Origin of the sequence: Bradyrhizobium sp. in8p8 (assembly GCF_000426845.1) — a bacterium.
GTDB classification, from domain to species: Bacteria; Pseudomonadota; Alphaproteobacteria; order Rhizobiales; family Xanthobacteraceae; genus Bradyrhizobium; species Bradyrhizobium japonicum_C.
Genome location: NZ_KE384580.1, coordinates 86,042 through 109,580, shown reverse-complemented (window position 1 = coordinate 109,580; position 23,539 = coordinate 86,042). Strand labels below are relative to the sequence as shown.

The window sequence follows — 23,539 nt, the reverse complement described above, 5'->3', positions numbered from 1 at the left end:
GCCGTCGACGCTGCGCTCAACCGCCGCCTGCGCGATCCTAACCCGTCGTCCTGCGCAGGGCTTACGCCCTACTGGTCCCGCCGGGCAGGGATGCTCGGCCGCAGTTGCACCGGCCCGCCCGCTCCGCAGGGCCCAGGGGTGTCTTCGAGAAGAAGACGAGAAAGGGCCGGCAGCGTCGGTCCGCAACCCCAAAGGAGTGTTCCCATGCAACTCATCAAGGTCGATCCGCGCGCGCTGAGAGAGAACCCCGATCGCATGCGCCAGACGAAGTCGACGCCGCAGGCCGACGCGCTGCTGCTCGCGACAATCAAGGCTGTTGGTATCGTCCAGCCGCCCGTCATCACGCCCGAGACAGCCGGTGGCAATGGCTACGTTATCAACGCCGGCCACCGCCGGGTGAAGCAGGCAATCGCCGCCGGTCTCGAGGAGATCCACGCGCTCGTCGACGAGGCTGCGAACGACAACGGCGCCATGCGCTCGATGATCGAGAATATCGCCCGCGAGGCGCTGAACCCGGTTGATCAGTGGCGTGCGATCGAGCGCCTGGTCGCGCTCGGCTGGACCGAGGAGGCGATCGGCGTCGCGCTCGCGCTGCCGCTGCGTCAGATCAAGAAGTTGCGCCTGCTGGCGAACGTGCTTCCCGCCATGCTCGACCACATGGCCAAGGGCGATATGCCGAACGAGCAGCACCTCCGCACCATCGCCGCAGCCTCGCTCGACGAGCAGAAGGAGGTCTGGAAGAAGCACAAGCCGTCGAAGGCAGATCCGCAGGTCTCGTGGTGGAGTGTCGCACAAGCGTTGCAGAAGACCCGCATGCACGCGCGCCACGCGAGCTTCGGCGACGACCTTGCGCAGGCCTACGGAATCCAGTGGGTCGAGGACCTGTTTGCTCCGGCTGACGAGGACAGCCGTTATACCACGGACGTTGAGGCGTTCCTCGGTGCCCAGCAGGAGTGGATGGCGAACAACCTGCCGAAGAAGGGCATTATCGCGGAGGCCACCAACTATGGAGAGGTGAAGCTGCCGCCGAAGGCTGAGCGGGTCTACGGCAAGCCGGCGAAGTCCGACTGCACAGCGATGTATCTCGACCGCGACGGCCGTGTGCAGACCGTGCACTACCGCATGCCTGCGGCGAAGAAGCCGAAAGACCAGATCGGCGCAGGATCGGACAACGCTCCGGACGATGTCGGCGAGGTCTCGAAGCCACGTCCCGACGTGACGCGCAAGGGCGTCGAGATGATCGGCGACTACCGCACCGACGCGCTGCGCGAGGCGCTCGGCCGCGCTTCGATCGAGGACGACACGCTGATGGCGCTGCTGATCCTCGCTTTCGCAGGCCAGAACGTCTCTGTGACGACGGCAAGCGGTGGGATCTATTACGGCCACAGCCGGCTTGCGAAGAACGCGGCGGCGCTATTCGACGCCGACGGCAAACTCTCCTTCGACATGGACACACTTCGTGTCGCGGCGCGCAATATGCTGGTCGACGTGTTCTCGTGCCGGGAGAACGCCACCAATAGCGGCATCGTCGCCCGCGTCGCGGGCGCGGTGGTCGGCGCGGACACCTTCCTGCCGAATATGGGCGCGGAGGACTTCCTGTCCTGCCTGTCGCGCACAGCGCTCGAGGCCTCGTGCAAGGACACGCCCATCCTGCCGCGCCAGCGCGTGAAGGACACACGCGCCGCGCTCGTCGAGCACTTCAAGGAAGGTCACTTCGTTCATCCGGCCGCGCTGTTCGCGCCGGATGCGACGAAACTCTCGGATTGGTTGTCCTCCGGCTCGGCCGCCCGGGACGACGAAGGCGATGAGGAAGTCGACGGCACAGGCGACGAGCTTGCTGACGGTGCGACCGACGCTGAGGCATTCAGCGAGGCGGCCGAATAACTGGCACGCGCCCTTCCTTCCGAACGATCCACCGCCGCCGGCCCGGCCGGCGGCGGCTTTGTTTCACGCATGCGCAAATGAGGAGAACACGATGTCCGCGCACACGATCTTCGACACCGCACCCATCGGCTCAATCGTCGCCTGGTCCGACGGAACGCCGCAGCCGCCGGCCCGCTTCAGGAAGAAGCTCGCCGCCTGGCAGTCCAGCAACAGCAAAGGCCGCCTGATCCGAATGCAGGGCGGACGAGACGCCGGCAAGGTCTCGCTGTCGCCCTGTTTTACCCTGCACGAGGTCGACTATGGCGCCGGCGGCGTCATCGCCATTCGCGTCCACCGGACGTTCTCACTAGAGGCGAAGCTGCATTTCACCGTCGTCGAACGTCCCGCGATCGGCTCGGTCCGCGTGTTCGACCGCGCCGGCGACAGCGGCGAGCTCGTCTATCTCGCAACCAATGAGGTCGACGCGAAGGAGTGGCTGACGCGCCATGGCTATCCGGACGCGGTGCTCCAGGAAGTGACTGCCGACGAGGTCGGCGCGGGCGCCGTCGAAGGGAGGGCAGCATGAACGCTTCTCTCCCGCAGGACGTGAGCTCCGGAAATCCGGAGGTCGAGTACGGACGCAGTGCCGAGAATTTCCTCGCAGCCCGCGTGGGCGAAACCGCCTTCGCGATGCTGCCGGCGCGCGGTGGCGGGCACTATCTCGCATCGGGCTGGCGCATCGGCCGGCCGATCGCGGAATGGCACCGCGCCGACTTCTACGGCCATTCCGGCGCGCTGGCGGACGAGGCGGCATTCCGATCGAAGGTTGCTGAAAACGCCGAGCATCAGCGCGAAAAGCGTGCGCTCGGTCGCAAGGACGTGCGGTTCGCGGCGAACACGCCGTGGGGCGCCTCGCAAGGCGCCACCCTCTACGCCGACGGTGTGGTCCGCCACTCGACCGCGGGCCACGGCGGCTTCCACCTCTCCGCCGAGCGCAACCGCAGGGTCCATGCCATGCTCTGCTCAAAGGGCGGCTGGTACGAAGAAGACGCCGAATGGGCCGCCGTTGCGATCACCTTCCCGCATCTCTTCACGGCGTTTGAACGCCGCTGCGCCGAGAGAACGATCAAAGACAGCTGGCCCGACGCCTGGGAGACGATCTTTGGCACGACCCTCCAGCCAGGCGAGTCCCGCGAAAAGGATCGCCGCGTCTTCGACCACGCGCATGCACGGGACTGGATTGTTGTGTCCGCCATCACGTCCAAGCGCGAGAGCGGTTTTGTCGAGGTCGTTGCGACGATCGGCGGGAAGCGAGGGCCCGGAACTGAGGAGCGCCGCTTCCTCGTCCCCTCCGGCGAGTATCACGTCGGCCGCTTCGGCTTCGTGATCGATGAGGCGCGTCACCGCCTCTACGGCGGCCCATCAGACTTCGCCGGATGGAGGTGACCCATGCCCTGGCCCCTTTTTGCCAAAGCTTTCGGTTGGCTTGCGGCGACTGACGAGGACGGCGACACGCCGATCCTCGTTGTCTGGCATCCCAGGCTCAGACGGCACTTCACTGGCTCCGATGCCTGGAGGCGCGCCGTGCGGGCGTCCATCCACGCGCCGCAGCCTGACCCGGCCGATGCTGACAGAAAGGAGGGGCAGTCATGAACGCCTACCTTGTCGCCGTGAAGCTCCTCGCGCATGCCTACCATAATCCCGCAAGCGCCATCGCCGGCGCAAGCGATGGCATCCTCGCAGACATGCGCAAGCACGCCGGCGCCAAGTCAGCGCTCATCGACTGTGCGGCCATCGGCGACGCCATCCCGTCGTCGAGCGTCTACAGGCCGAATGCCGCCTTCCCCGTATCGTCTACGGGGACGGTGTAATGATCGAGCCCCCGGACCGACGTCTCCTGCTCACGCGCATGGAAGCCGAGCAAGCCGAGACGAAGCGCCATCTGGGCGTCATCGAACGTCAGATCGCGGCACGAGCCGAACGGCTGACAAACACCGACCGGGCGAGGAGCCGGCAGCACCGCCGGACCGCATCGAGCTGGACGAATGCGGATGAGCGGCTGTTTCAGCAGCATGTCGCGGAGCTCGCCTTGGCCCGTCGTGGCGAGATCGACGCCCTCACGCGAAAGCTCGATCGGCAGGAGACGGCGATCGCCGAGTTTCGGACGCACCATCGCGTTTCCGCTGCGTGACGGTGAGAGACCAACGATCCACCTATTGGAGCGCGAGCGGCGCGCGCGGACCCTTCATGTCGAGACGGAGAGTTCAGCAGTTTTGGCCCGACCTCTCACGGTTTCGGCGGCGTACTGACCCTTGGCCGACGCTCCCTCGGTTTGGGCTGCGGTCTGAACCGGCCGCGGTCCGCTTCAAGGGCAAGTCGCGAGGCGATCGGCGGCCGCCGTCTCGCGATGGTTGGTCGCGTGCTTCGCAGGCCTGAGGGCCCGCTCGCCCGCAACTCACCTATGCTCGCCTTGGCAGCCGCCGCCCCCTGAAGCGGCCCGCTGAAGCCGGTTCTGGTCGACCGCACCCGAGGGAGCGCTGGCAAAGGGCCGATCGCTCTCAAGGCGAAACCGAGAAAGGATCTCACCATGACCAAAACTGCTCGTTCCTCTCGCGCCAGCGCCCGTGTCATCCCGCTTCGCAAGGGCACCACGCTCGAGATGGTCCGGCTCGCCTGTCCCGATTCGGCGCAGGCGCAGCGCATCTCCGAAAGCTTCGGCCTCGCAATCCTGGACAGCGACGGTATCCGAGATCTGCATGAGCGGCTCATCGTCGAAACCGCCGACGCGCTCAAGGACGGCTTGAGCGAACGCGCCATGCAAATCCACCTTCAACGGATCGTCGGTGCTTATGTCGGATCGGCGCACGGCGCCGGCCAGTTCTACACCCGAGCAGTCACTGAAGCGCGAGATGCGACCGCCAAGCTCGCCAACGACAGCCGCGATGAGGACCTCGATGGTCCGGTCGGTTTCGATAGCCAGGCACAGCGCAAGCGTGAATTCGCCGCCGACATGGGCGCGCAGGCTCACGCGCTTCGCATGGCTGCCGAAGGCGCCGTCGCCGCCTACGAACGGGTCGTCGGTGAGACCTGGAAGCCTTTCGAGCGTCCCATCGACAACACGACCGACACCGTCGGCCGGAAAGCGGCCAAGGTGCAGATGTCGGCGTTCGACTAACCGCCAGCGCGGGGCCTCGAGCCCCGCGCCCCTTCCACAGAAGCCACCTGACGGGCCGGTCCGCGCGACCGGCCCCTTTTTTCGTATCGACGCTGCAACAAAGCGAGCCGCCGCCCGTGCTGCTCGCCATCGTCGGCCCCTCCCGGTCCGTGGTCCTGCGCCGGGCTCGACGTCCGCGCAACGGCTTCGCCGTCCTTCGCGCTGCTTCGGCCCTTCGGGTGCGCGGACTTTGAGCCCGGCTGTGGCGGACCCCGTGAGGAGCCGCGATGAGCGCGGCCTCCCGAACGGAGGTTATTAGAATGAGCAAGAACGGAGAAAAATCGCGAGGCGACCTGTACGCCCGCATCACGGACCGCATCATCGTCGAGCTCGAACGCGGCGTGCGCCCCTGGGTTCAACCTTGGACCGCCGCGAATATGGCGGACCGCATCACCCGACCGCTCCGACACAACGGCCAGCCCTACACGGGCATCAACGTCTTGCTGCTTTGGTCAGAAGCCATCGCGCGCGGCTTCCGCTCGCCGATGTGGATGACGTTCAAGCAGGCCAGTGAACTTGGCGCGCATGTCCGCAAGGGTGAGACCGGCAGTACTGTGGTGTATGCGAGCCGCTTCACCAAGAGGGAGACCGACGCTCACGGCGACGAAGTCGAACGGGATATCCCCTTCCTCAAAGCCTATACCGTCTTCTGCGTCGATCAAATCGATGGCTTGCCCGTGCATTACTACGGTCGGCCGCCCGTCGTCGCATCACCGATCGAGCGCAACGCGCACGCCGACGCTTTCTTTGCCAACACCGGCGCGATTGTTCGCCACGGCGGCTCGACGGCGTTCTACGCGCCCTCGTCCGATCACATTCAGATGCCGCCGATCGAAAGTTTTCGCGACACGGCTTCCTATGTCGCCGTCAGAGCCCATGAGACCGTGCACTGGACTGCTCCCGCTCACCGCGTTAATCGCGATCTCAGCCGTTACGGCAAGGATCGGAGCGAACGCGCGCGCGAAGAGCTTATCGCCGAACTCGGCAGCTGCTTCCTCTGCGCTGATCTCGGGATCTCTCCTGAACTGGAACCTCGGCCGGATCATGCAAGCTACCTCGCGTCGTGGTTGGAGCTCTTGTCTAATGAGAAGCGCTTCATCTTCTCGGCTGCCGCGCATGCACAACGCGCCGTTGCCTATCTGCACGACCAGCAGCCGAAGGCAGCAGACGTCGAGGAGGCAGCATGATTAGCGCGCCGCGATCGGCGCCGACGCTTGCCGGCCCTTGCTTATCTGGCGACTAATGCAGAGACCGCAGCCCCTTGCTTGGCCGCTGCGGCCAGCGCTCCTTCATTTCTTGTGCTGCGCGACCGGACGTTCTTGCTCGCCTTTTTTCGAGGTTGGACGACGTTCGGGCTTTGCACGGGTCGTCGAATTTGCCTAGCAAATCTCGCTCGCGGCCTGCGGGTTCACCTTGCGGGCCGCGTAACTCCTGACGGCGAGTTGCGCTTGCGTTCCTGCTTCGGGCCTCGACCAGCAAGCCTTTAGGAATTGCCAGATGTGTGGTGAGCGGTGATCGGGTTCTTTCCTCGGTCTGGGTTTCGATGATCGCAATTCGTGTTCCTCGACCGTTTCTTCTGGCACACCCACGTCGTCCTCGATTGGCATGTCTGACCGAAGGGCGTCGTCGCTTAGGCGCCGCCTCGCTCTTACCCCCGCAACAGCCGGTTACGACTTTCTTCCCCTGGATCGCTGCGCGTCCATTCCTCGCGGAAATCAAGAAAGTCGTGCCCTGGCTGCCCTCTACTGCGTGCCGGCCCCTGCGGGGTGCGGGTCGACCGCCTCCGGTCTGTCGCCAGCCATCGAGGCCGCGATGGGCGCGGCCCGGGAAACTGAAAAGGACACCACAATGGCAACCATCGGCACCTTCACCTCGATCGGCAACGGCTTCACCGGCACGGTTCGTACCCTCGCGCTCAATGCCAGGGCCAAGCTGGTTCGGGTCGATAACCCCTCGGACAAGGGACCGCACTTCCGCATCTTCGCCGGTAATGTCGAGCTGGGAGCGGCTTGGCAGAAGACCGCCAGGGACACCGAGCGCGATTACCTCTCGGTCAAGCTGGACGACCCGAGCTTCCCGGCTCCGATCTACGCCACCCTGATCGAGGTGGAAGGCCAGGAAGGTCTCCAGCTCATCTGGTCCCGCCCGAGCCGGGATTGACGGCCGACGAAGCGGCCCCGCCGAAAGGCGGGGCCGCTTCTGCATCGACGTCAGCAGATGTGGGTACGCTCAGGGCGCCGGCGCGGGTATGGAGTCAGTTTAGCTGATCCCGTGAATCGTAGCATGAGGAGGATATGAGCCGACCTGGTTTGAGCTGGAGGCCAAAGCCGTCGTTGGACTACGATAACTAACATTAATCTAAGCGAGGAAAGTGACCTTATCGATCCCGCACGAGGGGCACCATTACAAAACGTCCCACGCGCAATACGGCGCCGTCTGGCGCCCTGCGCAGCCCGAGCTCCGCGACGAGATCCTGCGCTTCTGCTCGATGCCGAAGCGGCGGCGCCGATCGGAAAGAGGTGCGCGGATCGTGCTGCACGTTGATCTGGCCCAAGTGCCTGAGCGCGCTCGGCGCGCCTATAGGAGACACACCTAGCGCGCTCGCTGGATGACTATAAGGCTATCGGCATTCGTTTCGTGGGTGGCGCCGCATTGCTCGCGTCTATGCCTGCCACGTGCTCGAGCAACTCCCAGTCAGCAAAACCGCGGCGGCCTCAATCAAGGGGATCAAGGCTAAGCTCGACGTTTCACGTCGGTCGCGTGCTGCCGGCATTCTGTCGGTGCGTCACGCCTGAAGACGCAGCCGCTGCCGCACTCTTTCGTAGAGCTGCACTTCGTCCTTCTGCAAGAGCTCGATGACCACGGCGAATTGCTGCCGATCGACATGGGTGGCCCAGCCGCTTTCGCAGCGCACGACAAGATAGTAGCTATCCCCATAGTCCTCGATGCCACGTTTGAACGTGACGGTGGCGGATTGGACGGTCCCCTTCTCCCTCGCCTGGGGACCTGGAACGAGATTGCAATTGTATCTCCCGGCGAGCTCCGGAAATGGACCATCGTCCTGCTCGCGCTTTCGATAGTGCTCAAAGATCAGATCAGGTTGGCAGCCCCGAATCAGCCGGAAGCTCATCCCGACACCTGCATAATCGGTTCGTGTGTGTCGCACCGGTGGATCAAACGCCAGCGTCACGCGAATGCAGCGTTCCCCATTTCCCGCTTGAAACGCTTCGGGAATTGGAATGCGATAAACGGCAAAATGGTCGAGGGCGAGCTCGTCTTCTGCGTAGAGCGTGACGCGCGCGTCGTCGGAAAACGCCGCGCGTTCCAGATCGACGAGGCCGTGCCCGCAGATCGCGCGCGTCGCGTCCACACCAAGCAGCTGAAGCCGCTCCTGGGCCGGCTGCGGGATTTCCGCGGAACCTACGATGAGCGCGCGCACCAGATTGGCTGAGGCCTGCGGGAAGCGCGTCAGGATCTGGGCGGCGCTGAACGCAACTCGTGGGGCGGCATAGGATGTGCCCGAACCGGCCGTGAACAGGCGATCAAGATAGCTGTGATACAGCGTCAGGACGCCTGCGCTGCCGACATCCTCCCCGCCCCGCAGACGCGCGACGATGGGGTCGAAGATCAGCGTGCCGCCGATCTCGACCACGTCGGGCTTCGTCGCCCCGCCAGGACCAGGTCCGATCCGGGAAAACGGCGCCGGCTCATGCAAGAGCGTGATCGGGCGCACGCCCACATCCTCGGCCCGATCCGGATCGAGACCCTCGCCATGCGCGAGCGCGCCGACGGTGATCACATTCAATGCGCCGGCGGGTTCGAAGAATCGATTGGCGTCCTCCAGAAGATAGCGCGGATATTCGGTCACCGCCTGTTCCAGACGATTGCCGCCTCGCGGGCTGCGGTTTCCGGAGGAGACGATGATGACGACGTCGAGCTCACGCGCCAGTTCATCGAGCGTGGCCGCCCACGTCCCCACCTTTCCGCCATCGAAAACGCGTCGGCGGTCGGCCAGGGCCACGACGAAGATCCGACAGCCGAAGCGCAGGTTCAGCGTCGTGATCGCCTCGCGCATCTGGGAGGGCACGAGGCGGCGATCATCAAAGTCACCCCGATCGTTCACGACCTTCGCCGCACAGATACGGGCGCCGCGTTGCAATGCGCCGGCGGCGAGCTGTGCGCGCAGGTCGCCAAACACGGCGACGCCGGCGACCCGGGTGCCGTGACCCCAAACGTCTGCCGTGCCGAGATCGGCGGGAACGCCGATCGCGCCGGCGACAATATCCGCCAAGAACGGGTGATCGTTGACGCCGCTGTCGATGATGCCGATGAGCGGCGCGTCCTCGGCAAGCGCGTTCAGCGCGGGAGCTTCGGCCAGCGTCAGGTCGAGTGCTTCCGCCGTCGTTACATCCGGCGCCGGTGGCAGATCGACCGTCGCTACCTCCTCAATCGTTAGCAGGGTACGAATGAGCTCGCCCGTCAGGCGCGCGCGAAACATGCTGATCGAGGGACCGATGTAGCGATCCAAGACATCGCCGGCCCGGGCCTCGACGTAACGGATGACCTCCTCGATCTTGCGTTCCCGCAGACGGCGCTCGCCGAGGTCCCAAAGCTCGATATCGACCAGGTAGGATGTTTGGGGCACAAAGTCGTTGAAGTCCGCAAACCCTTCCTCCTGGAAGCGCGAACCAATCCGGTCCCGGGGCTCGACGGACCCAATCCTCTCGATCCCTGCGACGAAACTGTTGTACGGGGCGTGCTTCTGGCCGGGCGGCGCGCCGCGCTGGTAGGCATCGAGGCGGGCGCGGAAGTCCTGCATGTCTTCGTTTGAAGAGAACAGAACGAGCGTGCGGTCCGCATCGCTCGACAAGACCGTAAGCCCCAAACGCTCCCAGTCCTCCTCAAGCAGGGCGCCCGTCATTTGCACGCGCAGGATCAGAGAGGGATCGACGAATTCAGGCTTTCGCCGGCCTCTCTGCGCCTGCGTCGCCGCATCGAGTTCGTCGCGCAGTTTCGTGCTGTGCTGGTCGCGATCGCGTGTTGGCGGAGGCCCGCCGCCGCCGTGTTTGCGGCGCTCGAATTGTTCGGGGAGCCGGACAAGCTCAAGATGATCGTAGCGTGCCACGATGCGCCTAGCTCGTCGGCGCGAGGCGAGACTGTCCTGCTCGGCGCCGCGCCTCATCTTCCAAGGCGCGATTGAAATCGCGTTCCTGCATCTGCTTGCGGCGGTCGATGATCATCGACTTGACCGCCTGCGTGCAGACCCGCTCGATCTCGGCGTAGGAATAGCCTTCCAGCGCAGCGGCATGCTGCATCGGATCGAAGGTGAGGTCGACATTCTTGAACTTCAACCGCAAGAATCGCCCGATCATCGACCGGCCAGGTTTGTCGAACCAGACGACTTCGTCGAACCGCCGCCAGACCGCCGGATCGAGCGATCGGTCCAGGTTCGTCGCGGCGATCAAGAAGCCCTTCGGCTGGATGTGGTCGATGAACAACAACAAGCTGTTGACGACGCGGCGCAGCTCATTGTGCTCGCTGCTGTCATCGCGCGAGCGCGCCAGCGCGTCGAACTCGTCAAAAAACAGAACGCACGGTTGCTTGCGGGCGAACTCGAAAATCTTGCGGACATTGCCGGCCGTCTCACCCAAGTAGGACGAGATCAGCCGGTCAAGCTTGACGAGAAAGAGCGGTAGTCCAAGCTCCGCGGCGAAAATCTCCGCGCACAGCGTCTTGCCGCAGCCCGGCGGCCCGCAGAACAGGAGTTTCGAGCGCACCCTGAGGCCGTGGCGCCGAATTTCATCGGCGCGGCGAAACTCTTTGACGAGGCCAAGCAGCACGCGCGCGTTCGTCGCGCCCAGGACGATGTCGTTCCGGCTGTGCCGCGGCTCAACCCGCTCGATAAAATCCGCCGCCGCCTCGGGAAAGGGAATGAGGGGCGCGAGCGCCTTGGGACCGCTCGGCCGGCTCGGGCCAGCCTCGAGCGTCTTGCGCAGGCTCCGTGCCAGAGCGCGATTATTCTTCTTCTCCTCCTCGTCGATGATTTGCTCTGCCACGGCGCGGAACTCGTCGTCCCGACCGTAGCTGGCCAGCAATTTCTTCATCAACTCCCCGCGGGCCATGGCTCTGCTTTACTTTCCCCTGTGGGACGAATCATAACCTCAATCGAAGTGTTTCACGATGGGGTTACTGCCCGATTTAAACAACGCAAATGGCCGACGGCCACAGATGGCAAATTGGATGTCCGAAATACATATGCAAACTTCGGACAGCCCAAGCAGGGGGCGGCCTTTCAGAGAATCCCCCACGCCCGATAGCGTCCCCGTCCGGTCGCCTCGCGCAAGCCGAGCTCGGCCACCAGGTCCTGCGCGGCGCGCGGCGTGATGCCAAGTTCCTTGGCGATCATGCCGGCCGAGACAATTGGGCGGGTCAGCACGTAGTCCAAGAGTGCCGGCAGCCGGGAGGTGGTGCGGCGGCCGTTGAGTTTGCGGGTAAGCAGGGTGCGCTGGTTCAGCCAGCGATCGTGGTCCTTGAGGCCGGCCGCGGCAGCAGCGGTGATCGCCTCGAGCTGGACGGCGAGTCGCGCCGCAGCGTCGCGCGGCCGTCGGCGTTCACGCGGGATCGCCTTCAGCCCCTCGTGCAGGCATGGCAGATGCCAGCGGGACTTGCCGCGATCGCGCAACACGCTAGCTGCGAGCAGCCGGCCGAGCCAGGGCGTATGCTGTAGCGGTGCAATCTGGTCCCAAGCCTCCGCTGCGATCGCCGCCGCCAAGGTCGGGGGCAGGGGGCGAGTCTGGTCGAGGGTGGCGCGCCAGTCCTCGATCCGGGCGTCTTCGTCCCAGTCGGGATCGTAGACCAGCGGATCGCGCTCCGTCCGGGGGCGGCCCTCGCCGGCTAACGTCTGCTCCGCGCGGACCATCGCGGCGTCGACCGCGGCGAAGGCGGCCGCAAGGCGCTGGTCCGTCTCGATGAGCCCGGGCTGACCGTCGATACCGGCCTCGTCGTCACCGTCGAATTCGGCGTCGTCGCGCTCGTCTCCCCTCGCCGTTTCCCGGTCGTCCTCCCCTTCCCGGCCGCGCAAGCCAGCAAGGCCGGCGACCGACAGCGCCCAGCCGGGTTTGGCGTCGGCGATGCGACGGCGCGTCCGCAGCACGGCCCGGGCTCGGGTCAGCTCGTGGGTCGGGGCGCGGATATCCATGCCGGCGTCGTGGAGAACCAGATCTTCGAGATGGACGAGCTCACCTTCCAGCCACAGACTGGCGCAGGCATCGGTATAATGGGTGCGGGCGACCCAACCCTCGCGGATCGGACTTCTGGCCAGCCGCTCGTCGAGGCGGGCGAGCGCATCTTCGACGGCGGCGAGCGGACCGGCGAGCTGGGCCCAGGGCAGCGGATCGGGGATTTTGTAGCTGGGCGACAAGGTCTTGATAACCTTAACAGGAATCACCGAAACGGAAGCTAACACAGCTTTGGGTTCCGTCATAGCGAGGCATGTTCCCGGCCACCTCTCACTATCGATAACCACCCCTTATCGATAGGGTTGGACGTCACGGCGCAAATCAGCGAGTCTGAGCTCTGGGGAGCCTCGGACATCGCATCGTCTGGGCACCCGATCGGCCCGTGAGCCCGCCATGCTGAGGCGCTTTGCCGTTCCGGAAGACAAAGTCCCCTGCCCTTCCGGTTGCAGGGACGGCCTGGCGGCCGCCTCAGGCGGCCTCGATGTCGGTCTGCGGAAAATCGCCGCCCTTGAACATCAAGGGCTGCCCCAGATGCCGGGCACAGGCATAGGCAAAACAGTCCCCAAAATTGAGGCTCGCCGGATGCCGGCCCTTGCCGAACCGGTCGAAGGCATCCAATGCGATCCGCGCCGTCTCCGGCGGCACCGCCACCACGGCGATTTCCATCAGCGCCAGATAGCCGTCGACCGCTTCCGCGGCGGCGCTGACCGAAAGATTAAGAACCCGCGCCACCGCGACCCCCGCCTCCCACACCGCCAACGGCGACGTCAGACGCGTCCCGGTCCGCTGCAGGCGGGCCAAAAGCTCCCGCGCCTCGTCCTCGTCGGTCAGCAGCGCGGTCAAGGCCGAGGCGTCGATGAACATCAATCGTCCTCGTACAGGCTGTCGCGGAACGCTTTGTCGGCCGGCTGTCCCTTGACAGGGTTGCCCCTGGCGCGGAGATCCCGGCAGAATTGGATGCCGAGGTCGACCAAGGACGGCTTGCCCTGCTCGCGCTCGAGCTCATGGGCGAGTGCCGCGTGCACCGCTTCGGTGAGGCCGATATTTTTCAGCGCCGCGACCTTGCGGGCGAGCGCGTCGGTCTCCGGGTTCTTGATGTGGAAAGCCATGACGCGTTCCTCTAGATCGTATCGTGTATCCGTATATATCACCTCGGATACACAGAAGGAAGAGCCGGTTACGCCGTTGGCAGGGCCACCAAGGTCCTGGGCCCCGCCGATTCGGCCCCCGCTCAAGGCGACGGGGCGCAGCCTGCCGATCGCGCGCTACGGAAATCGCGGCAATCCCGCTAAGACGCGCGGCCTTCGCGGCATATGAGGTGGCTTTTATGGTTAATTTTCAATGAACGCCTCCCCTCTCCGTCTCCCGACGCTGGTTCCATCGAGGCCGTCCTAGCAAACCTCGACCCGGCCTCCGCTGACGACGACCTCGTCCCAGCCCTCGCCCACGCCTTCCCAGGCTTTCAGTTCAGCGCCGCGCGGATCGACGATGACTACTGGCGCGACACCCGTTCGGTCATTCGACCGGATGGCACGCGGATCGGCGAACTGCGGCCATGGATGACAGGCGAGCTTGCCAAGGATGACGGCGACATTGACGCGCTGTGGCGGCGCCTCAAGGAGACGGATCTCCTGATCACCGAATGGCGCGGTACCAGCGCGTTCGTCTTCGCGCCGACCGGACCCGGCGCAGCCGATTACATCCAGATCGCGCTCGGCCGTGAAAGCGAGTGGCAGGCCGCCCCGATCGTCAATCCCGACTATCGACCCCGGGGCGAAGAGGAACTGCTCGATCCAAGCTGGCCCCGCCGGGATCAGCCGCCAGAGAGGGACCGCCTCGCCGGCCCCCTTTACCGCTTGCTTGACCGCGCCGGCGGCGCTTTCGTCCATATCCGTAGTTTTCTGGAGCGCTGCGGCCGCATCGAGCGCGAGAAGCGAGAGGCCAAGCGGCCCGAGATGGAGCGGCGGGTTATCCGCGAGGTCGGTCCCGACGGTACGCGCGAGACGCCTTTCCTGGAGGCGGTCCCCGACTGGTTCGACTACGTGCCGCGGGAGATTCGCTTCTTTCGCGACTGGGAGGACTCGAGCGCGGGTAGGCAGCGTGTCTTTGCGCATTGGGCGCTAGATGTTCGCGACTACACCTACAAGGGCGAGCGTGAGATCGGGTTCATCCCGCGGCCCTTGCAGCCGCCCCAAGAGCGGCTGCTGCCGACGCCAGACGCGTCGGTGCATCTCCTGATGGACCGGATCGAGGCGGTCGACCGTGAGCTCGGGCTCCCGTTCGGCTGGTTTTTCCTGATGACCCACGGCCATTGGGTCGACCCCGACGTAGGTCAGGCGATCGCGCAAGGCCTGAAGGAGCAACGTGTGCGTCTGCCCGATCGCGACGCGCGCGTGCTGCTCCGATGGGCCGACCGGACCTATGGGTTTTGAGGACGGGGCGATGGACAGCATCACCTCCCGCGCACTGGTCTCCGACCCCGAAACCCGGCGGGCCCTACAGCTCGACGCGCTGGCCTCGATCCTGCCGATGGAACGGCGCGACCGGCTAGCCGCGCTCCTGACCGACGACGACGTCGAAACGCTGAAGCACCTCGCGCGCGAGGGCATGGCGAGAATAGTCTGCGGGCGCTGGCCTCGGACCTCGCCTATCTCGAAGCTTGGCGCGAAACTCGTCCGAGGCCGAATTTTTAAGGTTAGCATTCTATGAATGCCACCCCTCCTCTTTGGTGCTTCCCGCGAGCCTGTGCTGAATGGCATTGGGAGCCAGCGCAACAGGGAGATGTTGTCAGCTGACAACATCCATCCCAGGCAAGCCCCCTGTTGTCAGCTGACAACAACCTCTTCCCGGGGCGCTGTTATCTGGCAAGAGTTCCGCCCGTCCGATGTCGCTATGTTGGAGTGGCTCGCAGCTCGGATCTCGGCGGATCTCCCATCGGGCCGAGGCTCGGTGCGGCTGCTTTGCTGCTTGCTATCCAAAGGAGCGGCTGGCCTTCGGCACTGGGCGCCTCGTCTTGTTGAACTCGATTAGGACAGTCCGCCGCGAGGTCGATTCACCCCTCGACCGGGTCATCCCAATGTCGCATGTGATGGCCCCATCCCTAACTCCAGCGATGCCGCGCCCCTGCGTGCGAATGCGCCGAACCAAGCGCATCTCAAGCTTGGCGATGGACGTCGCCTCGGCCGACTGTCCGAAGCCGGGTCAAGTCACTGCCATTACAATTGAGCCGGGCGAGGCCAGTTCTCTGCTGCTTGGTCGTGCCCGGCCGAGGTGGCGAACCGAGTCCAGGTCGCCTATCCGGTCGCGGTCGCGAACGGGATGGCATCCAGGACCCGCCGGTGGCGGCGTACGGGAACGTGGCGCCGCCGCAGAAAGTCCCCGTTGCAAGAGGCGTTTATCCAGCGTCGTGAATTTGTGAGACTTCGGCGACGATGGTATTTTGGAAGACTGCCTCGAATATCCGCTCGCCGCGCGCCGGGCGGGGCATGTCCAGCAGATCCGGACCGAAGCGTCGACAGCGTGTTTGCCCGGCGGCGGTACAGCGTTGGCGGGGAAGCCCTCGATTCATCTGCGACGGCTCGGGAATAGTGAGCCGACTTTGCCGACTCTTCGCCCGTCCAACGTGGGCGCTGAAAGGCCCGTGTCGCTGACGAGGGCGGCTGAAGCGGGTTGAAGGGGGCTGGATGCAGCGTGCCATCACATCATCTGCGGTGAATAATGTCGCGGCGGCCCGCGCTGGCAAGAGTGGGGGAGGGGGACGGTTCGGAGCACTTTGCGGAGCTGCGCGGCAGGGTCTCTTTGATCGAGAAGACGCACCATGGTTGCACCTTTCGATGCAGCGGAGGGAGCGGGGGGGCGCCGACTCATGCTAAAGTAGAGTTCCGCCCGGTCGCTGGAGGCTTTGTTGTCAGCTGACAACAGCCGCACGATGCACCGAAAAGCGCCATTGCTTGTGGGCAGCGCGCCATTGGGCGTTAACAACTCGTTAACCCTTTAATTCTTGCTCAAATCATAGAATCGTGGCCATCTCTCAAGACGGAGATCAGGCGTCTGACGCGCAGAAACCGTCTTGAGAAAGCAAATGCCGAGCTTAGCGGAAGATTCACTTACCATGAGCGAGACTGCGTCTGCCCGGATCACCCGGCACGCCGGCATTCTTTCCGGCCAGCTTCGCTCGCTGGCGACAACGCTTTTCCCGCCTTCAGCCAGTAAGTCTCTCCGCTCGTTCTCCTCAGGGGAGGTTGCGCGAATTGTCCGCGTCTCCGATGGTTATCTCCGACAGCTCTCCCTCGACGGACTTGGACCGACCCCAGCGACCGGACTTGGGGGCCGCCGATCCTATACCCTGGCTCAGATTCATGAGCTGCGCGCGTATCTAGCGACGGCGCGGCCCCGAGAAGCGTCGGAATTTCTCCCGCGCCGCCAGCCGGGCGACAAGCTCCAAATTATCACCGTCGCCAACTTCAAGGGCGGGTCCGCCAAGACGACGACGGCATTGTATCTTTCCCAATACCTCGCCCTTGCCGGCTTTCGGGTCCTTGCCATTGACCTCGATCCGCAAGCGTCGCTCTCCGCGATGTTCGGGTACCAGCCCGAGTTTGATATTGGGGCGAATGAAACTCTCTACGGTGCCATCCGGTATGACGAGCACCGCCGGCCGATGCGCGACATCGTCCGGCCGACCTACTTTGACGGGATAGGTCTTGTTCCGGGCAATCTTGAGCTGATGGAGTTCGAGCACCACACGCCTCGCGCAATGATCGAGCGGCGTGAACGCGGACACGACCTGTTCTTTCGCCGAGTCGCCAGCGCCATCGACCAGGTTGCCGACGACTACGATGTCGTCGTTATCGACTGCCCACCCCAACTTGGTTACCTGACCATGGGCGCGCTAAACGCGGCCACCGCGATGCTCGTGACCATCCATCCGCAGATGGTCGATGTCGCATCCATGAGCCAATTTCTCCTCATGACGTCGGATCTCATGTCCGTCATCGAGGAAGCCGGCGGGCGACTCGACCACGACTTCATCCGGTACGTCATCACGCGTCATGATCCCAACGACGTGCCCGAAGCTCAAATCGTGGCCCTCCTTCGTAATCTCTTTGGATCGGATGTGCTCCAGGCCACTGTTTGGAAATCGACTGCAATCGCCAATGCTGGCCTCACCAAGCAATCACTTTATGAGCTGGAGCGCGGCGCGGTAGGGCGGGGCGCCTACGACCGCGCGTTGGAATCAGTCGACGCGGTCAATGCCGAAATCGCGCAACTTCTTAAGAAGGTGTGGGGTCGATGAGCAAACGTACTGACACTATCAAGAGCCTTTTCACGGCCCCGCAATCAAGCACGTTGTCAGCTGACAACGTGCCCGCTGCCTTGCCGCGGGTCTCGTCGGGCTCGGTCCGCTCGTTGAAGGATTCTTTTTCCGAAGTCGAGAAGGAGAACGAGGAGCTTCGCGAAAGAATCGCGTCTGGGGCTGTGATCCTTGAAATCGACCCTTCGCTTATTGATCCATCACCCCTGTCCGACCGGTTTCGCGACAATGATGATAGCTCGTTCGAAGCACTCAAACAGTCGATAGCACAGCGTGGCCAAGAGGTGCCCATTCTCGTTCGGGAGCATCCTGAAGCAAAAGGGCGCTATCAAAGCGCGTATGGTCATCGCCGCGTCCGCGCCACGCGCGAATTGGGTATTTCCGTCAAAGCGATCCTGCGATCGCTGTCAGATGAAGCCCTTGTCGTGGCGCAAGGACTCGAGAACGCACCGCGCGAGGATTTGAGTTTCATTGAGCGCGCCAGCTTCGCGATGCATATCGAAGATGCCGGGCATAGCCGGTCAATCGTGCAGGATGCGTTGTCGATCGATCGGGCTGAGGCTTCGAAACTCCTTGCCGTCGCTCGGTCGGTTCCACCCGAAGTCGTTCGAGCAATCGGGAAGGCTCCGAAAGTTGGCCGCGGCCGCTGGCAGTCCTTCGCTGAATTACTCAAGGATGCCGCGTCGCTCAAACGTGTCAGAGCGGTGATCGCTGACCCGAAATTTGCAGAGCGGGAAACCGACGCGCGATTTCTCGCAGCATTCTCAGCAGCAAGCCGTCCATCTCCCGCGGGGACATCGAAGCCATCGGAAGAGAAGCCAGTCTTTTCCGCATCCGGGGACAAGATTGCGCACGTGCGTCAGGTCGAGCGCGAATTGAAGCTTACCATCGACAAGAATGTCTCGGCGACATTCGCGGCATTTCTTGTGGACCAACTCCCGGCCATCTTCGACGCCTTTTCCAAGACGAGTGGCGGCCAGGAAACTACCGAGGCCTGACGGCCTCGTCCCGTAAACACGAACCAGGAGCAGACAAGGGAAAAGAAAAAAGGCCCCCGAAACGGAGTTCCGGAAGCCTTCTCTTCAAGTTTGGCGACTGACAGAGAATCACTTTCGCGAATCGCAGTCAAGAGTTTCCACGCGATTTTATCGCCGTTTCGGCGAGCAGGTTTTCTTTGCCCAGCTGAGGCAAAGACATGCAGTCACACTCTCCAACGACGCCCTTTGGGCGGCGATCGCTGACGCTTGCCCATGTGGCAAGCCAGATGGTCACAACCGAACGTCCTCCCGAAAAGATCGTGCACAAGTGGAAGATCTTCCACGCCATCTGCACGGCACGGCCGCGCCTAGGCGTGTCGGAGCGCTCCCTCTCGGTACTGAATGCGCTGCTGACCTTCCATCCCGAAACCGCCCTGACAGGGGAGGACGATCTGATCGTCTTCCCCTCGAACCATCAACTCACTCGGCGAGCGCACGGCATGCCGGCATCGACGCTGCGGCGTCATCTCGCTGTGCTGGTCGACGCCGGGCTGATCGTTCGGCGCGACAGTCCCAATGGCAAGCGGTATGCGCGGAAGGACGACGCCGGCGAAATCGAGCTCGCCTTCGGCTTCGATCTGTCGCCGCTGGTCGTGCGGTCAGAGGAGTTCGAGAGCCTGGCGGCCGATATCGAAGCCGAGGCCCGCGCACTCAAGCTCGTACGAGAGCGCATTACGCTGTGCCGGCGCGACATCGCGAAGATGATTGCAACTGGCATCGAGGAAGCCGTCCCGACGCGAAGAGGAGGGCAGGGGCCTGCCGATTGGCAGGTCGTGCACGCCGCCTTCCGCGCGATCGTCGACCAGATTCCGCGCACGGCTACGCGCCAGGAGCTTGAGCCGATCGCCGACGAGTTGTCTCAGCTCGCCGACGACGTGCTCAATCTTCTGGAAGCACACATCAAATCCAAGAATCCGAGCGCCAATGAGTCCCATTCTGAGCGCCACATACAGAATTCAAATCCAGACGCCCCTATTGAACTTGAACCTGTCCTTCGAGAAGGCAGGGCGGCGAGAGCTGAGCCCAAACCTCAACCATCGCGAGTCGGGGAGGGATCGTATCCGTTAGGAATGGTCCTGAGTGCGTGTCCGGACATCGTCGATTATGCGAAGGGCGGGGTTTCGAACTGGCGCGATTTCCTCGCTACCGCGGCCGTTGTGCGATCGATGCTGGGCATCAGCCCGAGCGCTTGGGAGGAGGCGCAAAAGGTTATGGGCGAGGTGCCCGCAGCCATCGTCGTCGCGTGTATCCTGCAGCGCGGGACGGCGATCAATTCCGCCGGCGGTTATCTACGCGGTCTGACGCGAAAAGCCGAGGTCGGCGAATTTTCGCTTGGCCCGATACTGATGGCGCAGATCAATTCTCGCCGGCGAGACAAGCAGCGAGCGTGAGACGATGAGGCGCCGTTCCCAGACCTTGCCTTTTTCGTGTGATCGAAAATACCCGCACTGACCCAGCTGCTGCGCTGTGTCGATGCAAAGTCGTTCGGAGAGATCGTCATGGGAAAACACCCTCCAATCGTCCTCACGCCGTTCCTCCAGCCTCGTGATGAAGGGGCTGCGGAGCAACGGATGTACGTGGCGGGGTTCGCGGACGAGGCGGGCGAGGCCTGGGGGACGCTGATTCCTTTGGATGCGGAGATGGTCGAGCACGCCGTTCTGGGACAACAGACATTCACCGTCTGGTGCAACTCCGACGGTCACATGCAACCGCAGCCGAGCGGCGATAGTCTGTTTGAAGAGCTTCTGGAGAAAGGCCAATTGAAGGAGACGCCCCTCGATGAGCTCGTCGCCGAAGCCATCGAGCAGGGCAAGAATGAACCCAATGATGACATCCTCGATATGTTCGAGACCCTGCATGAGCGGCTGGTGCGGGCGGAGGGCATGGTCGCTGACGAGATCGCGCGGCGCAGGCGATGATCCTTCGCGGCGCGCGTGCGCGGTTTCATGCTGCACGGGTGAGCTTGTGATAACGCGAGCACCGCGACCGCGGGTGGCCGACACCCGGACCGGTCGATGAACACATAGAAAACCGACGACCGGGCCGCGCTCCGACTAGTCTTAAGCTTCGCCGGAGCCGGAAAACAGCGCCGTCGGTGGCGTCGCGCGCGGCGGCGGGAGGGTCCGACCGCCCGGGGCTCCCGGTCTGCTCTTGAGATCGTATCGTTGGGCCAGGTCGAGCAGCCGCCGCTTGGTGAACGGGTCCGCGTTCTCGGCCAGATCGCGCGCCCGCTGCGCGAAGCCCCTGTAAAATTCTTCCACGACGCCACCCCCGCAACATCACTGAAAACCGGATTTCAGTGCGAGACGCGTTCCGCGTCAAGCGCTCTGGTGCATGCGGACAAGTTTCGGCGATCTACTTGTGCTCGCGGCGCACCGGGAACTAAGCTGGTCGCGGCAGGAAAAAAACATGACTCCGCTCTACCCGAGCCGGAAGCTGTGCCCGAAGTGCGGGAAGCCGATGACGGCGATGCCCGACGACGTCGCGCCTGGCCAGCCGCGCTACGTCTGCGTGGCCTGCGAGGACGATCCGCTGCGCGACCCCGCCGCTCGGAAGTGGGCGGACAGCCCGCTGCGGCACCGGCCAAATAGCGTCCGATCGAAATCGAGCCCGGCAGCCGGATCGCTGTCGACTTCGATCGTGCTCACAACCCGCACCAATGCTGTGGCGTTGCAACCGGCACGCCAAGCTGCGTTCCATCGCGCGTGCCGGCGGAATCGTCCCGGACTCGGCGGCCGGCCCGTCCACCGACGCTAGCATCTGTTTCACGCCTCGCAGGGCGTGTCGGTCGCACGGATGCGGAGGACCGGGTTGCATCCGCATGGCGAGAACGTGGGCAGCCTCGTTATCGATCTTGCGATGGCCGCTTCGACAGGTGCGCCGACGTTGCTGACAGCGATAGTTTCCCTGGTAGGTGATGACCCGGCTCTTATGTGGCCTGCTTACGGTGAACGACGTTTCGCTGCGACGCTCGTTGCCTTGATCCGAATGGCGCATAGGGCCGTCCGTCTTCATTCCATGTGTTTTCGCGACGGGCGCACCCATCTGCGTCCTCGATAGAGGCTGGTCTGACCGAAGGGCGATCCCGCTTTGCGGGCTCTCGATCTTATCCCTGCAACGCCCGTCCTCGACTTTCTTCCCCTGGCGCTGCGCGCCATTCCTCGCGGTCCAAGAAAGTCGCTGCCGGCCGCCCTCCATTTCATTTCGGCCCTTTGGGTGCAGGTCGATCGCCTCCGGTCTCACGACCGCCATCGAGGTCGCGATAGGCGCGGCCCGAGAAAACAAAGGGAATGAGACAATGGCTACCATCGGCACCTTCACCTCCACCGGCAATGGCTTCTCCGGCGCGATCAAGACGCTCAACCTCAACGTCAAGGCCAAGCTGATCCGCGTCGAGAACCCTTCCGACAAGGGACCGCACTTCCGCATCTACTCAGGCAACGTCGAGCTGGGTGCTGCCTGGCAGAAGACCGCCAAGGACACTGAGCGCGACTACCTCTCCGTCAAGCTGGACGATCCGAGCTTCCCCGCCCCGATCTACGCCACCCTGACCGAGGTCGAAGGTGCGGAAGGTCTCCAGCTGATCTGGTCCCGGCCCAACCGGGACTGAGGCTCAGCCAGTGGGCTCCGCCGCGAGGCGGGGCCCGCTCCCTTCGACTGGAGATGCGATCATGACCATCGACACCATTGAAGAGTTGCGCGCCGAGCTGCGCGACTGCGTATTCACGCCGGCGGAGCGCAAGGCGCTCGAACTCGAATTGGCCGAGCTCATCCGCCAACGCGACGAAGCGCTCGCGGCCGAGGAGAGGGCATAAGCCCCCTCGTCTTGCGTCTTACGACACACCGTCGCTTGGGGCCGCTCCTCCGTTCAGAACATCTTTCACGGCTTTAGCAGGTGTAAACGTCAGCTTCCTGGAAGCTGCGATCGCAATCGTTGCGCCCGTCGACGGATTGCGGCCCTCACGCGCGGGGCTATCCTTGACCTTGAACTTGCCAAACCCGGGAAGGCTCGTCTCGGCTCCGGTTACGGCCGCATCAGCGATCGCCTTGAACACGCTATCGACGATCGTTTTCGCCTGAGCCTTTGTCAGGTCGTTCTCGGCTGCGATCGTTTCCGCGATCTCGTTGGCAGTCGTCATGGGACGAGCTCCGTCTAGTTTCGATTTTGCTCGTCTGACATCAAGGCTGTGGGACAGATAGAGCCGGCATCACGGCCAGAGCCGTAATCCCCGAGAAATTGCCTACCGTGACAGCTTTTCGTCGACTGCAGCATAACCGCGCCTTCGCTTGGCGCGCTCCAGCCGTCCGAATGCTTCGACAGCCTTCGCAGTGCCATCGAAGGTCTGCATCATGGTCTTGCCGTTCGTGCCGATCCGGCCCCAATTGCGGATCAGCGACATTCTCCGAACAGGGTCGGCTGCGTGGACAATGCATAAAACCGCCGCATATTGCGCCCGGCATCGATGCGGCGCTGATGAAGCGGTTCTGGTTGCGATTTCGGCATGGGCGGATTCTTGCTCCTTAGCAGGCGCCGTCCAATGAGTTTTATGAATCGACCGGGCAGATCCATCATTTTATCGATGGGTCAATTGCGCCGGAGGTTGCCGCGAACCTTGCCGGCTAAACCTTTCCTCAACAGTGACTCGCTGCCGGGACGCCCGTCGCAATGCTTGGCTTGTAATTGCGGCCGTCTTTATCGCAACAGCCGGCCATAGACGAGCTTGCGCCGGCGACACGACTTGCTCGGTGGAATGTATTCTCCTCGATGTAGATAGCCGTCGCACAGAAGAATTCGCATCCACGGGATCCACTCTTGCAGCAGTGGGCGGTTGGGCGAGCCCCTTCGGGACGGCTCTACTCGCGCCGCCGCGGC

23 protein-coding genes and 2 pseudogenes are annotated in these 23,539 nt (G+C 63.8%); 17 read left to right on the top strand and 8 right to left on the bottom strand.

Going from position 1 to position 23,539, the window contains the following annotated elements:
• The first annotated feature begins 204 nt into the window (after positions 1–204).
• From K408_RS0137230 to K408_RS0137190, 8 genes are all read left to right on the top strand, one after another.
• On the top strand, positions 205–1,884 hold the full coding sequence (locus K408_RS0137230; protein ID WP_024342314.1) for a ParB/RepB/Spo0J family partition protein: 1,680 nt from the start codon (positions 205–207) through the stop codon (positions 1,882–1,884).
• A 91-nt stretch (positions 1,885–1,975) separates the two neighbouring features.
• Positions 1,976–2,449, top strand: a complete 474-nt coding sequence (locus tag K408_RS0137225) for a UCP036055 family protein (RefSeq protein ID WP_024342313.1) — start codon at positions 1,976–1,978, stop codon at positions 2,447–2,449.
• Complete coding sequence (locus tag K408_RS0137220) at positions 2,446–3,309, top strand: DUF7007 domain-containing protein (RefSeq protein ID WP_024342312.1); 864 nt, start codon at positions 2,446–2,448, stop codon at positions 3,307–3,309. Before K408_RS0137225 ends, K408_RS0137220 begins: the two co-directional genes overlap by 4 nt.
• 203 nt (positions 3,310–3,512) lie before the next feature.
• On the top strand, positions 3,513–3,734 hold the full coding sequence (locus K408_RS0137210) for a hypothetical protein (RefSeq protein ID WP_024342310.1): 222 nt from the start codon (positions 3,513–3,515) through the stop codon (positions 3,732–3,734).
• Positions 3,734–4,054 (top strand): hypothetical protein, encoded by a 321-nt coding sequence (locus K408_RS0137205; protein ID WP_028139088.1) that lies wholly within the window; start codon positions 3,734–3,736, stop codon positions 4,052–4,054. The genes K408_RS0137210 and K408_RS0137205 overlap by 1 nt, the downstream gene beginning before the upstream one ends.
• A gap of 396 nt (positions 4,055–4,450) precedes the next feature.
• Positions 4,451–5,038 (top strand): hypothetical protein, encoded by a 588-nt coding sequence (locus K408_RS0137200; RefSeq protein WP_024342309.1) that lies wholly within the window; start codon positions 4,451–4,453, stop codon positions 5,036–5,038.
• Between the two features lie 299 nt (positions 5,039–5,337).
• The gene (locus K408_RS0137195; RefSeq protein ID WP_024342308.1) at positions 5,338–6,264 is read left to right on the top strand and encodes an ArdC family protein; all 927 of its coding nucleotides are present in this window, start codon (positions 5,338–5,340) and stop codon (positions 6,262–6,264) included.
• 661 nt (positions 6,265–6,925) lie between these two features.
• On the top strand, positions 6,926–7,237 hold the full coding sequence (locus tag K408_RS0137190; protein WP_024342307.1) for a DUF736 domain-containing protein: 312 nt from the start codon (positions 6,926–6,928) through the stop codon (positions 7,235–7,237).
• Positions 7,238–7,862: 625 nt separating this feature from the next.
• Here the strand turns inward: K408_RS0137190 and K408_RS40155 are convergent.
• The 5 genes from K408_RS40155 to K408_RS0137165 form a co-directional block, all read right to left on the bottom strand.
• Positions 7,863–10,202, bottom strand: a complete 2,340-nt coding sequence (locus K408_RS40155) for a S8 family peptidase (RefSeq protein ID WP_035698962.1) — start codon at positions 10,200–10,202, stop codon at positions 7,863–7,865.
• 7 nt (positions 10,203–10,209) lie between these two features.
• Positions 10,210–11,181, bottom strand: coding sequence for an AAA family ATPase (locus K408_RS0137180; protein WP_245265940.1), 972 nt, complete (start codon positions 11,179–11,181; stop codon positions 10,210–10,212).
• Positions 11,182–11,369: 188 nt separating this feature from the next.
• Positions 11,370–12,560, bottom strand: a complete 1,191-nt coding sequence (locus K408_RS0137175; RefSeq protein WP_029674514.1) for an RHE_PE00001 family protein — start codon at positions 12,558–12,560, stop codon at positions 11,370–11,372.
• Between the two features lie 223 nt (positions 12,561–12,783).
• On the bottom strand, positions 12,784–13,179 hold the full coding sequence (locus K408_RS0137170; RefSeq protein WP_024342303.1) for a type II toxin-antitoxin system VapC family toxin: 396 nt from the start codon (positions 13,177–13,179) through the stop codon (positions 12,784–12,786).
• Positions 13,179–13,424 carry a type II toxin-antitoxin system VapB family antitoxin gene (locus K408_RS0137165; RefSeq protein WP_024342302.1) on the bottom strand — a complete coding sequence of 82 codons (246 nt, stop codon included), beginning with the start codon at positions 13,422–13,424 and terminating at the stop codon, positions 13,179–13,181. Before K408_RS0137165 ends, K408_RS0137170 begins: the two co-directional genes overlap by 1 nt.
• A gap of 204 nt (positions 13,425–13,628) precedes the next feature.
• Here K408_RS0137165 and K408_RS0137160 point away from each other — a divergent pair, with 204 nt between their 5' ends.
• From K408_RS0137160 to K408_RS0137135, 6 genes and pseudogenes are all read left to right on the top strand, one after another.
• On the top strand, positions 13,629–14,747 hold the full coding sequence (locus tag K408_RS0137160) for a hypothetical protein (RefSeq protein WP_024342301.1): 1,119 nt from the start codon (positions 13,629–13,631) through the stop codon (positions 14,745–14,747).
• Between the two features lie 10 nt (positions 14,748–14,757).
• A pseudogene (locus tag K408_RS40685) lies at positions 14,758–14,978 on the top strand (integrase); the annotation flags it as partial.
• Positions 14,979–16,396: 1,418 nt separating this feature from the next.
• Positions 16,397–17,611 (top strand): plasmid partitioning protein RepA, encoded by a 1,215-nt coding sequence (gene repA / locus K408_RS0137150; protein WP_024342299.1) that lies wholly within the window; start codon positions 16,397–16,399, stop codon positions 17,609–17,611.
• A complete protein-coding gene (repB, locus tag K408_RS0137145) occupies positions 17,608–18,627 on the top strand; it encodes a plasmid partitioning protein RepB (RefSeq protein ID WP_024342298.1) in 1,020 nt (339 codons plus the stop codon). Before repA ends, repB begins: the two co-directional genes overlap by 4 nt.
• A gap of 197 nt (positions 18,628–18,824) precedes the next feature.
• A complete protein-coding gene (gene repC, locus K408_RS0137140; RefSeq protein ID WP_024342297.1) occupies positions 18,825–20,057 on the top strand; it encodes a plasmid replication protein RepC in 1,233 nt (410 codons plus the stop codon).
• A 108-nt stretch (positions 20,058–20,165) separates the two neighbouring features.
• Positions 20,166–20,585, top strand: coding sequence for a hypothetical protein (locus tag K408_RS0137135; RefSeq protein ID WP_024342296.1), 420 nt, complete (start codon positions 20,166–20,168; stop codon positions 20,583–20,585).
• A gap of 141 nt (positions 20,586–20,726) precedes the next feature.
• On the opposite strand, the gene K408_RS0137130 is transcribed toward K408_RS0137135, so the two are convergent.
• Positions 20,727–20,927 (bottom strand): hypothetical protein, encoded by a 201-nt coding sequence (locus tag K408_RS0137130; RefSeq protein ID WP_024342295.1) that lies wholly within the window; start codon positions 20,925–20,927, stop codon positions 20,727–20,729.
• A gap of 148 nt (positions 20,928–21,075) precedes the next feature.
• On the opposite strand from K408_RS0137130, the gene K408_RS40145 reads away from it, so the two are divergent.
• The 3 genes from K408_RS40145 (at position 21,076) to K408_RS43090 (ending at position 22,481) form a co-directional block, all read left to right on the top strand.
• On the top strand, positions 21,076–21,423 hold the full coding sequence (locus tag K408_RS40145; protein ID WP_024342294.1) for a hypothetical protein: 348 nt from the start codon (positions 21,076–21,078) through the stop codon (positions 21,421–21,423).
• Positions 21,424–21,964: 541 nt separating this feature from the next.
• On the top strand, positions 21,965–22,276 hold the full coding sequence (locus K408_RS0137120; protein WP_018273795.1) for a DUF736 domain-containing protein: 312 nt from the start codon (positions 21,965–21,967) through the stop codon (positions 22,274–22,276).
• A 61-nt stretch (positions 22,277–22,337) separates the two neighbouring features.
• Entirely contained in the window at positions 22,338–22,481 is a 144-nt protein-coding gene (locus tag K408_RS43090; protein WP_196232455.1) for a hypothetical protein, read from the top strand.
• An 18-nt stretch (positions 22,482–22,499) separates the two neighbouring features.
• Here K408_RS43090 and K408_RS0137110 read toward each other — a convergent pair whose 3' ends face one another.
• A complete protein-coding gene (locus K408_RS0137110) occupies positions 22,500–22,805 on the bottom strand; it encodes an HU family DNA-binding protein (RefSeq protein ID WP_024342293.1) in 306 nt (101 codons plus the stop codon).
• A 102-nt stretch (positions 22,806–22,907) separates the two neighbouring features.
• Positions 22,908–23,170 (bottom strand): annotated as a pseudogene (locus K408_RS40140) (WGR domain-containing protein).
• Positions 23,171–23,539 lie beyond the last annotated feature (369 nt).

Coding starts and splice junctions, on each gene's coding strand:
- K408_RS0137195 (WP_024342308.1), top strand. CDS start 5,338: ATGAGCAAGAACGGAGAAAAATCGCGAGGCGACCTGTACGCCCGCATC.
- K408_RS0137205 (WP_028139088.1), top strand. CDS start 3,734: ATGATCGAGCCCCCGGACCGACGTCTCCTGCTCACGCGCATGGAAGCC.
- K408_RS0137120 (WP_018273795.1), top strand. CDS start 21,965: ATGGCTACCATCGGCACCTTCACCTCCACCGGCAATGGCTTCTCCGGC.
- K408_RS40145 (WP_024342294.1), top strand. CDS start 21,076: ATGACTCCGCTCTACCCGAGCCGGAAGCTGTGCCCGAAGTGCGGGAAG.
- K408_RS0137160 (WP_024342301.1), top strand. CDS start 13,629: ATGAGGTGGCTTTTATGGTTAATTTTCAATGAACGCCTCCCCTCTCCG.
- K408_RS0137110 (WP_024342293.1), bottom strand. CDS start 22,805: ATGACGACTGCCAACGAGATCGCGGAAACGATCGCAGCCGAGAACGAC.
- K408_RS0137220 (WP_024342312.1), top strand. CDS start 2,446: ATGAACGCTTCTCTCCCGCAGGACGTGAGCTCCGGAAATCCGGAGGTC.
- K408_RS43090 (WP_196232455.1), top strand. CDS start 22,338: ATGACCATCGACACCATTGAAGAGTTGCGCGCCGAGCTGCGCGACTGC.
- K408_RS0137135 (WP_024342296.1), top strand. CDS start 20,166: ATGGGAAAACACCCTCCAATCGTCCTCACGCCGTTCCTCCAGCCTCGT.
- K408_RS0137180 (WP_245265940.1), bottom strand. CDS start 11,181: ATGAAGAAATTGCTGGCCAGCTACGGTCGGGACGACGAGTTCCGCGCC.
- K408_RS0137175 (WP_029674514.1), bottom strand. CDS start 12,560: ATGACGGAACCCAAAGCTGTGTTAGCTTCCGTTTCGGTGATTCCTGTT.
- repC (WP_024342297.1), top strand. CDS start 18,825: ATGCAGTCACACTCTCCAACGACGCCCTTTGGGCGGCGATCGCTGACG.
- K408_RS0137210 (WP_024342310.1), top strand. CDS start 3,513: ATGAACGCCTACCTTGTCGCCGTGAAGCTCCTCGCGCATGCCTACCAT.
- repB (WP_024342298.1), top strand. CDS start 17,608: ATGAGCAAACGTACTGACACTATCAAGAGCCTTTTCACGGCCCCGCAA.
- K408_RS0137200 (WP_024342309.1), top strand. CDS start 4,451: ATGACCAAAACTGCTCGTTCCTCTCGCGCCAGCGCCCGTGTCATCCCG.
- K408_RS0137165 (WP_024342302.1), bottom strand. CDS start 13,424: ATGGCTTTCCACATCAAGAACCCGGAGACCGACGCGCTCGCCCGCAAG.
- K408_RS0137190 (WP_024342307.1), top strand. CDS start 6,926: ATGGCAACCATCGGCACCTTCACCTCGATCGGCAACGGCTTCACCGGC.
- K408_RS0137170 (WP_024342303.1), bottom strand. CDS start 13,179: ATGTTCATCGACGCCTCGGCCTTGACCGCGCTGCTGACCGACGAGGAC.
- K408_RS0137225 (WP_024342313.1), top strand. CDS start 1,976: ATGTCCGCGCACACGATCTTCGACACCGCACCCATCGGCTCAATCGTC.
- repA (WP_024342299.1), top strand. CDS start 16,397: ATGCCGAGCTTAGCGGAAGATTCACTTACCATGAGCGAGACTGCGTCT.
- K408_RS0137230 (WP_024342314.1), top strand. CDS start 205: ATGCAACTCATCAAGGTCGATCCGCGCGCGCTGAGAGAGAACCCCGAT.